This is a genomic window from uncultured Zoogloea sp. (assembly GCF_937894855.1).
GTDB lineage: Bacteria > Pseudomonadota > Gammaproteobacteria > Burkholderiales > Rhodocyclaceae > Zoogloea > Zoogloea oryzae.
In genome coordinates, this window is the sequence record NZ_CALAYQ010000005.1 from 1 (window position 1) to 8,987 (window position 8,987).

The 8,987-nt window shown below is 66.0% G+C and carries 11 protein-coding genes; 5 read left to right on the forward strand and 6 right to left on the reverse strand.

Features of this window, described 5'->3' with window-relative positions:
- Nucleotides 1-1,520: alpha/beta fold hydrolase (locus tag Q0672_RS00190; RefSeq protein WP_298618568.1), on the reverse strand; the 1,520-nt coding region annotated here is incomplete at its 3' end.
- A gap of 133 nt (nucleotides 1,521-1,653) precedes the next feature.
- Here Q0672_RS00190 and Q0672_RS00195 point away from each other — a divergent pair.
- Nucleotides 1,654-1,878: a hypothetical protein gene (locus Q0672_RS00195; protein WP_228111866.1), complete on the forward strand. Its 225-nt coding sequence runs from the start codon at nucleotides 1,654-1,656 to the stop codon at nucleotides 1,876-1,878.
- Here Q0672_RS00195 and Q0672_RS00200 read toward each other — a convergent pair.
- From Q0672_RS00200 to rluD, 3 genes are read right to left on the reverse strand one after another with little or no spacing between them, the layout of a single operon-like run.
- Nucleotides 1,810-2,607: a ZIP family metal transporter gene (locus tag Q0672_RS00200; RefSeq protein ID WP_153161437.1), complete on the reverse strand. Its 798-nt coding sequence runs from the start codon at nucleotides 2,605-2,607 to the stop codon at nucleotides 1,810-1,812. The two genes, Q0672_RS00195 and Q0672_RS00200, sit on opposite strands and share 69 nt — an antisense overlap.
- Before the next feature lie 57 nt (nucleotides 2,608-2,664).
- Entirely contained in the window at nucleotides 2,665-3,396 is a 732-nt protein-coding gene (gene pgeF, locus Q0672_RS00205) for a peptidoglycan editing factor PgeF (protein ID WP_298618572.1), read from the reverse strand.
- Entirely contained in the window at nucleotides 3,393-4,307 is a 915-nt protein-coding gene (rluD, locus tag Q0672_RS00210) for a 23S rRNA pseudouridine(1911/1915/1917) synthase RluD (RefSeq protein WP_284186496.1), read from the reverse strand. The genes pgeF and rluD overlap by 4 nt, the downstream gene beginning before the upstream one ends.
- An 82-nt stretch (nucleotides 4,308-4,389) precedes the next feature.
- On the opposite strand from rluD, the gene Q0672_RS00215 reads away from it, so the two are divergent.
- Both Q0672_RS00215 and Q0672_RS00220 read left to right on the forward strand, forming a co-directional pair.
- Nucleotides 4,390-5,190, forward strand: coding sequence for an outer membrane protein assembly factor BamD (locus tag Q0672_RS00215; RefSeq protein ID WP_284186416.1), 801 nt, complete (start codon nucleotides 4,390-4,392; stop codon nucleotides 5,188-5,190).
- Between the two features lie 18 nt (nucleotides 5,191-5,208).
- The gene (locus Q0672_RS00220; protein ID WP_298618576.1) at nucleotides 5,209-5,727 is read left to right on the forward strand and encodes a DUF2946 family protein; all 519 of its coding nucleotides are present in this window, start codon (nucleotides 5,209-5,211) and stop codon (nucleotides 5,725-5,727) included.
- Nucleotides 5,728-5,751: 24 nt separating this feature from the next.
- Here the strand turns inward: Q0672_RS00220 and Q0672_RS00225 are convergent, their stop codons facing one another.
- Both Q0672_RS00225 and yihA read right to left on the reverse strand, forming a co-directional pair.
- Entirely contained in the window at nucleotides 5,752-7,191 is a 1,440-nt protein-coding gene (locus Q0672_RS00225; RefSeq protein WP_298618578.1) for a mannose-1-phosphate guanylyltransferase/mannose-6-phosphate isomerase, read from the reverse strand.
- 157 nt (nucleotides 7,192-7,348) lie between these two features.
- Nucleotides 7,349-7,957, reverse strand: coding sequence for a ribosome biogenesis GTP-binding protein YihA/YsxC (gene yihA / locus Q0672_RS00230; RefSeq protein WP_153161431.1), 609 nt, complete (start codon nucleotides 7,955-7,957; stop codon nucleotides 7,349-7,351).
- 109 nt (nucleotides 7,958-8,066) lie between these two features.
- Between yihA and Q0672_RS00235 the strand changes: the two genes are divergently transcribed.
- Both Q0672_RS00235 and Q0672_RS00240 read left to right on the forward strand, forming a co-directional pair.
- The gene (locus Q0672_RS00235) at nucleotides 8,067-8,702 is read left to right on the forward strand and encodes a c-type cytochrome (protein WP_153161430.1); all 636 of its coding nucleotides are present in this window, start codon (nucleotides 8,067-8,069) and stop codon (nucleotides 8,700-8,702) included.
- A gap of 178 nt (nucleotides 8,703-8,880) precedes the next feature.
- The coding region (locus tag Q0672_RS00240; RefSeq protein WP_298618582.1) for a cytochrome c biogenesis protein ResB at nucleotides 8,881-8,987 on the forward strand (107 nt) is incomplete at its 3' end.

Genomic DNA, 8,987 nt, shown 5'->3' on the forward strand with positions numbered 1-8,987 from the left:
GAGGCCGGGTTGATGGCGCCGGCGATGTGGCCGCTGGCGCCCAGCACGAAGGTGGTCTCGCCGCCGAGGATCTGGCGCACCAGGTAGGCGCTGGTCCAGGGCACGATATGGTCTTCGCGGGTGGCCAGCAGGTAGGCCGGGAGATCGACCTTGCCCATGTCCACCTTGACGCCCAGCATCTCGAGCTTGCCCGGCACGCGCAGGTTGTTCTCGAGGTACATGTTGCGCAGGTACCAGGCGATGAACGGGCCGGAGAGGTTGGTGCTGTCGGAGTTCCAGTACAGCAGATCGAAGGCCTCGGGCGTCTTGCCTTTGAGGTAGTTGCCGACCACGTACTGCCAGATCAGATCGTTGGCACGCAGGCTGGAGAACACCTGGGCCAGCTCACGGCCGGAGAACACACCGCCGCGGCCGATGGAGGCCTCGCGGGCGGCCACCGACGCTTCGTCCACCAGACAGCCGATCTCGCCGGCGTCGGAAAAATCGAGCAGCGTGGTCATCAGCGTGAGGCTCTCGGCCGGGTCTTCGCCCTTGCCGCGCAGCACTGCCAGCGAGGACGACAGGATGGTGCCGCCGACGCAGAAGCCGAGCACGTTGGGCTTGTCCACCTTGGTGACGTCGCGCACCACCTGCAGGGCGGTGATCGGGCCCTTCTCGAGGTAGTCGTCCCAGCCGAAGTGGGCTTCGGATTCCTTGGTGTTCTTCCAGGACACCAGAAACACCGTGAAGCCCTGCTCCACGATGAAGCGCACCAGCGAGTTCGCCGGCTGCAGATCCATGATGTAGAACTTGTTGATGCACGGCGGCACGATCAGCAGCGGCGTCTTGTAGACCTGTTCGGTCAGCGGCGCGTACTGGATGAGCTGGATCAGCTCGTTCTCGTAGATCACCGAGCCCGGCGTGGTGGCCAGGTTGCGGCCGATCTCGAAGGCCGAGTCGTCGGTCATCGAGATGCGGCCCTTTTCCATGTCGCCGATCAGGTTCTTGATGCCCTGGGTGATGCTCTCGCCCTTGGTCTCGAGCGCCGACTGGATGAATTCAGGGTTGGTGGCCGCGAAGTTGGACGGGGCCATCGCGTCGATGTATTGACGGGTGAGGTACTGCATCCGGGCCTTGGTGCGGCCATCGGCCACCGGCAGCGCGTCGGCCACCTTGGCGAGGTAATCGGCGTTGAGCAGATAAGCCTGGCGGATGTAATCGTAGACCGGGCTGGACGACCACTCGGGCGCGTTGAAGCGGCGGTCGCCGGCGGGCGGCTTGACCAGCGGCTCGGCGGGCTCACCCGGCTTGACCTGGGACATGTGGGCCCACAGGCGGGCGTGGGATTCGGCGAGTTCCTTCTGGAGCCGGGCGAGTTCCTCGGCCTCGGGCAGCGGCAGCTGCGGCGCCTGGGCGGGGGCAACCTGCTGGAACGCGGCGCCCTGCTTGGAGAGGAAATCGAAAAAATTCGCAGCCATCGACTGGCCGAACTTGAACATGCCTTGCAACGCTTCGGCAGACTGCTCGGGTGTAACGGACATCCAGCTCTCCTCGTTGTGTCGTCGGACGCGCGCCCGACCGATCGTAGGCCGGCGGAATCACCCCGCTTGCCGGGGTGCATTCGCACCAAGCCGCACTTCACCCCGGCCTCGTCGCGCCGAGTAGAATTCGGGTATGTATATCGTTGCTATCGCCTGGCTTTACGTCGCGCTGCTTGCTACCGCAGCGGAGACCACCATCGTGGGTGGGGTGCTGACTTTTTTCTTCTATGGCCTTGCGCCGCTCTCCCTGTTTCTCTGGCTGTTTGGTACGCCTGCCCGCCGCCGAAGATCAGCCGAGCGCGCTCTCCGCGAGGGGGTGAGCGAGGACGATCGAGGCAATGCCGGCGGCGATCAATAATACCTGCTGTGCGGTGGCGCGCAATTCCGTTCGTTTGTGCAGGCCTGGAATGAGATCGGCTACCGCGACGTAGATCATACTCGCGGCGGCCAGCGCGAGAAACACCGGCACCAGTGATTGCATGTGGGATAGCGCCACATAGGCCAGGATGCCCCCCACCAGTGTGGCCAAGCTCGACAGCAGGTTGAACACCAGCGCGCGGGTCTTGCTGTAGCCGGAGTGCAGCAGGATCACGAAATCGCCGACTTCCTGCGGAATCTCGTGGGCGATGATCGCCAGCGCGGTGACGATCCCGAGGGGCGTGCTCTCGACGAATGCGGCGGCAATCAGCACACCGTCGACAAAGTTGTGGAAGGTGTCGCCGATCAGGATGAGCAGGCCGCTGCGGCCGTGATCGTGTTCATGGCCGCCGTGGCCATGGTGGTCATGGGGCTCGTGCCCCTGGCAGCCTTCGTCATGGCAGTGGCGCCACAACACCAGTTTTTCGAGCACGAAGAACAGCATGATCCCGGCCAGCACGTTCATCGCGGCCTTCTCGGGGCTTTCGGCGGCCTCGATGGCGTGGGGCAGCACCTCGAGAAAAGCCGCGCCCAGCAGCGCGCCGATGGCATAGCTGATCAGCACCGGCACCCAGGTAGGTCGGGCCGTGAAGGCGAGAACGGATGCCACCGCCACGCTCAGCAGCCCGCCGGCAAAACTCATTACGACAATCCAGGCGAGGGGCGTCATGGTCATTCGAATCAAAAAGGGCCGCGAAGTATACCGCCAGTCACGGCGGGCAATGGCTCAGGCAAGCCAGACGAGCGAGCCCATGCGTCCGGTGACGCCATCCCGACGATAGGAGAAGAAGCGCCGCGACTCGGAAACCGTGCAGCAATCACCACCGTAAACCGCCGTGACGCCCAGCGCCGCCAGCCGCTGACGAGCCAGCAGATAGATGTCGGCGAGCCACTTTCCGGGCTGGCCGGCCGGCTTGAAGGCCGCATCGGCGATGGCGTCGGCGGCCACGAAAGCCGCCCGAACCTCGTCGCCCACCTCGAAGGCCGACGGCCCGATGGCCGGGCCGAGCCAGGCGATCACATCGGCCGGGACAACCTGCATGGCCGCAACCGTAGCCTCGATCACCCCGCCGTGCAGGCCGCGCCAGCCTGCGTGGGCTGCGCCCACCACGGTGCCAGCACGGTCGCACAGCAACACCGGCAGGCAGTCGGCGGTCATCACCACGCACACGGCGCCGGGCGTGCGGCTCACCGACGCGTCGGCATCCGGCACGCCGGCCACCGAGGCGGCATCCACCACCGCGGCGCCATGCACCTGATTGAGCCACGCGGGTTCGGACGGCACGATGCGCCGGACCTGGGCCCGATTGGCGGCCACGCTCGCCGGAGCGTCGCCCACGTGGGTGCCGAGGTTGAGGCTGTCGTAAGGCGCCACGCTCACGCCGCCAGCGCGGGTGGTGGAGAGGGCCCGCACCCGGGCGGGCGCAGGCCAGTCGGGCACGATCCAGGCGTCGCTCACGGCTTGGCGCTCCCGCGCAGGGTTTCAAGCAGCCCGTCAAAATCCGCCGGCAACGGTGTTTGCCAGCGGCAGGCTTCGCCGGTTTTGGGGTGGATCAGGCCGAGCTGCCAGGCGTGCAACGCCTGACGCGGAAAGGCGTCGAGCCGCGGATCGGCGCTCTTGGCCTTGCCGTAGGTGGCGTCGCCCACCAGCGGGTGGCCGATGTGGGCCATGTGTACGCGGATCTGATGGGTGCGGCCGGTGGCGAGCTCGCATTCGACCAGGGTGGCGCGGGCGAAGCGTTCGATCACGCGGTAACGGGTGAGCGCCTCACGGCCACCGGGCACGACGGCCATCTTGGTGCGCTGCACCGGATGGCGGCCGATGGGTGCATTGACCTCGCCGGAAGGCTGCGGCTCGCCGTGCACCAGCGCCAGATAGTGGCGCTTGACGGTGCGAGCCTGGAGCTGGCGCACCAGATCGGTCTGAGCTTCGAGGGTCTTGGCCACCACCAGCAGGCCGCTGGTGTCCTTGTCGAGGCGATGGACGATGCCCGCCCGGGGCAGATCACGAAAACCCGCGCCGTGATGCAGTAGCGCATTGAGCAGGGTGCCGGACCAGTTGCCGCTGCCGGGATGGACGACCAACCCCACCGGCTTGTCGATGACGATCACGGTGTCGTCCTCGAAGATCACCTGCAGCGGGATGTCCTCGGCCTGCTCGGCGAGCATCGCCTCGGAGGGCTCGGGGCTTACCGCTACGGTTTCTCCGCCCCAGACCTTGGTCTTGGAGTCGGGCGAGGCGCCGTTGATGGTGATCCGGCCGGATTTGAGCCAGGACTGCAGGCGGCTGCGGGAATGCTCGGGGAAAAGCCGGGCAAGGGCCTGGTCGACGCGCATTCCTGCGCAATCGTCCGGGATCGATTCGCGCAGAGGAACAGGGCTCGCGGACGAGGGGGAATGGGAAGGATCGACTGGGCTATAATCGAGCCAGTCTTCTTCCAATGAGTTTTCGATGGCGCATTTCACCCTGCGTAGTTTAACGCTTGTCGGCGTGCTGCTGCTCGCCGGCTGCGGCCTCCCCGATCAGGTCGACGAAACCGTCGGCTGGAACGCCCAAAAGCTCTATTCCGAAGCCAAGGATTCCATGAACGATGGCGCCTGGGAGCGCGCCATCAAGATGTTCGAGAAGCTCGAGGCACGCTACCCCTACGGTCGCTACGCCCAGCAGTCCCAGCTTGAGGTGGCTTACGCGTACTACAAGTCGGGCGAGCAGGTGTCCGCCGTCGCCGCCTGCGACCGCTTCATCAAGCTGCACCCCAATCACGCCAACGTTGATTACGCCTACTACCTGAAGGGCCTCGCCTACTTCAACGAAGACCTGGGCATGCTGGGCACCCTCGCCAACCAGGATCTGTCCGAGCGCGACCCGAAGGCGACCCGCGAAGCATTCGCCACCTTCAAGGAACTCAGCCAGCGCTTCCCGGACAGCAAATACACGCCGGACGCCCAGCTGCGCATGCGCTATCTGGTCAATGCGCTGGCCAACCATGAAGTGCACGTGGCGCGCTATTACTACAAGCGCGGCGCCTACGTGGCGGCGGCCAACCGGGCCCAGGCGACGATCAAGGATTTCCCCCAGTCGCCGGCCGTTGAAGAGGCGCTGTTCCTGCTGGTGCAGAGCTACGACGCCCTCAACATGCCCGAGCTGCGCAAGGACGCCGAGCGCGTGATGCGCCAGAACTTCCCGAACAGCCGCTACTTCGCCGGCAAGGGCACGGAAGCCGAGCCCCAGGCCTGGTGGAAGCTCTGGTAAGCGTGGCGGAGCAGCACGATGGATGAAGCCGTCCGGCTGGCCCTCGCCAAGTGGCCCAACGTGCCGTCATGCACCGGCTGGCTTCGGCTGTCACGCCGTGGCGAGTGGTGCGTGCCCGAAGGCCCGATCCGCCATCCGGGCCTGCGCGGCTTCATCAATCGTAACTTCGAAGCCACGGCCGACGGCCGCTGGTTCTTCCAGAACGGGCCGCAACAGGTTTTCGTGGATCTGGATTACACGCCGCTGGTCCTGCACCTCGCGGCACCGGATCGCCTCGAAACCCACACCGGCAAGCCGGTGAGCACGGTTTCGGGCGCGTGGTTCGACGAGGAAGGCAGCCTGCTGCTCGCCACCGAGCACGGCATCGGCCTGCTGGACGACCGGGATCTGGCCGCCTTCTGCGCCCATCTGGATGGCGATCTCGAATCGCCCGACGCCCCGCTCAGCCTTGCCTGGGCCGGCCAGACGCTGCCCGTCGGGCGCATCCGGCAGGCCGAAGTGGCAAGCCGCTTCGGCTTCGTGGCCGAGCCGACCTGACCGGCCAGCCCCGCCCTTTCTGCCTCAACCCCGCCCGTAGGTATCCTCAAACCGGACGATGTCGTCCTCACCCAGGTAGCTGCCCGACTGCACCTCGATGATCTCGAGGGGCAGCTTGCCCGGGTTGGCCAGCCGATGGACGTGGCCCAGCGGGATGTAGGTCGATTCGTTCTCGCCCAGCAGGAAGGTCTTCTCGCCGTTGGTGACTTCGGCGGTGCCCTTCACGACGATCCAGTGCTCGGCCCGGTGGTGATGCATCTGCAGGCTCAGGCGCGCGCCGGGATTGACGACGATGCGCTTGACCTGGAAACGCCCGCCGGCGTCGATGGAGTCGTACCAGCCCCACGGACGGTGGATCTTGCGGTGGGCCGAGGCCTGGCTGCGCTTTTCGAGCTTGAGCGCGGCGACGATCTGCTTCACGTTCTGGGTCTTGTCCTTGCGGGCGACGAGCACGGCATCCGGCGTCTCGACGACCACGGTGTCGTCCAGCCCCACGCAGGCGACCATGCGGTCCTGGGCATAGACGAGGGTGTTGCGGCTGTCTTCAAACAGCACGTCACCGCGGGCGACGTTGCCGCTGCCGTCCTTGTCGGCGATGTCCCACAGCGCATCCCAGGCGCCCACGTCGGACCAGCCGGCGCTCATGGGCACGACGCAGCCGGGAATGCCCAGATCAGTGGCGCCGGCGAGTTTCTCCATCACCGCGTAGTCGATCGAGTCCGACGGGCAGGCGACGAAGGCATCCTTATTCACCCGCACGAAGTCCGCGTCCCGCGCCCCGCCCTGCCAGGCGGCGTCGCAGGCCTTGGCCATGGCGGGCTGCAGCGCCGCGAGGGCCTTGAGCCAGGTGCTGGCGCGCACCATGAAGAGGCCGCTGTTCCAGAGGTATTCGCCGCTATCGAGATAGCGCTGGGCGGTGGCGGCGTCGGGCTTTTCGACGAAGGCAGCGATGGCCTTGCTGCCGTCGGGGCGCTCGGCGCCGAAGCGGATGTAGCCGTAGCCGGTCTCGGCACGATCCGGGACGATGCCGAAGGTGACGATGGCGCCGTCCAGCGCAGCCGGAATGCCCGCGTCGATGGCGGCCTGGAAGCCGGCGAGGTCACGGATCACGTGGTCGGCCGGCATCACCAGCAGCACGGGGTCGGCCTCTTTCACGGCAAGCGCAGCCAGGGCCAGGGCCGGCGCGGTGTTGCGGCCGACGGGTTCGAGCACGATGTTGCGGCTGCTGCGGCCCACCGAGCGCAGTTGCTCGGCAGTGACGAAGCGGTATTCCTCGTTGCACACGACGATCGGCGCCTGGGCCACCGGCAAACGCCCCTTGAAGCCGGCAAGCCGCCCGGCCGTGGCCTGCAGCATCGTCTCGTCGCCCACCAGGGCCAGCAGCTGCTTTGGGTACTGTTCGCGGGAAAGCGGCCACAGGCGGGTGCCGGAGCCACCGGAGAGAATGACGGGTTGGAGTTCCATGGCAGATCGGAAAGTGGAAACGGAAAATTCCTCACCGGCATGCGCCGTCGACTCGAGCGGCGGAGGCAGCGCGCGGGGGATTGCCATTGATAGCACAGAATCCCTTCCGGAATCCGGTGTCATTTCACGCGCCGCCACGCTTCGGCGGCAAGGAATGTCAAAGCATGTCAGGATCAGGCGTCAGCCACGAGCCAACGACGCGCTCGACCTCCTCCATGCCGGTTTTCTTGAGGCTGGAGAAGAGCTGCACCGTCACCTGCTCGCCGTAGGCCGCGAGCTCCTTGCGCACCGCCGCCAGGGTGGCCGCGCCTTCGCTGCGGGTGAGCTTGTCGCTCTTGGTGAGCAGGCAGTGGATCGGCCGCCCGCTGGGAGCAAACCAGCCGATCATCACGCGGTCGCGGTCCTTCAGCGGATGGCGCGAATCCATGATCAACACCAGACCCACCAGATTGGGCCGCTTGGTGAGGTAGTCCTCGAGCAGGTGCTGCCACTGGCGGCGCACGGCCTCGGGCACCTCGGCATAGCCATAGCCCGGCAGATCCACCAGCACCGCGCCGTTCTGCAGGCGGAAGAAGTTGATCAGCTGGGTGCGGCCCGGCGTCTTGGAGACGAAGGCGAGCCGGGTGTGGTTGGCCAGGGTATTGATCGCGCTCGATTTACCGGCATTCGAGCGGCCGGCAAAGGCGACTTCCGGCCCGTTCGGCGGCGGCAGGCCGCTCGGTTTGGCAATGGAGATTTCGAACTGGGCGTTTCTGAAGAGGGACATGGGGCGGAACTGGCGGGCACGAAGCAGTGTCGTTGCATCGCGCAAATGGCTGGAATTGCTATAGAATAGCAGGTTTGAGACATCCACATTCTTGGCTTCCGAGGACATCATGATCAAGCGTTCCCTGCTGCTTTCGCTGCTTCTGGCCACTGGCGCGGTTCAGGCCCAAGACAAGGCTGCTACCCAGCCTGACCTGGCCAAGGCCAAACAGACTGCAGAACAGGTTTGCGGTGCCTGCCACGGCACCGACGGCAACAGCCAGATCCCCGCAAACCCGAAACTCGCAGGCCAGCATGCGGAATACCTCTACAAGCAGCTGACCAACTTCAAGAGCGAAGGTGGCAAGCCGGCCGAACGTGCCAACGCCGTGATGGGTGGCATGGTTGCAGCGCTCTCCGCCGATGACATGAAGGGCCTCGCCGCCTACTTCGCCGGCCAGAAGCTCAATCCCGAAGCCGCCAAGAACAAGGCCTCCATCGAACTCGGCCAGCGCCTGTGGCGCGCCGGCGATCTGAAGCGCGGCATCCCGGCCTGTGCGGCCTGTCACGGCCCGGCCGGTGCCGGCCTGCCCGCCCAGTACCCGCGTCTGGCCGGCCAGTTCGCCGACTACACCGAAGCCCAGCTGAAGGCCTTCCGTGCCGGCGAGCGTGCCAACGATCCGGCCAAGATGATGCGCACCATCGCCCTCAAGATGACCGATCCGGAAATCAAGGCCGTCGCCGACTACGCGGCCGGCTTGCGCTGAGTCAAGGCGCGTCCCAGCGCCAGGCAGCTATAAGAAAAGGGGTGGTTTCGGCCACCCCTTTTCCATTGCAATCCGCGACCGGCAACGCCGGCCCCGACCGTTTTTCCCGTTCTTCCGCCCGACACCACCCATGCGACACCGCAGCAACTCCCGCGCACTCTACGAACTGCTCAGTTCGATGCGCTTCGCGATCAGCCTGCTGACGATCCTCGGGATCGCCTCCATCATCGGGACGGTGCTCAAGCAGAACGAGCCCTACAACAACTACCTCAACCAGTTCGGCCC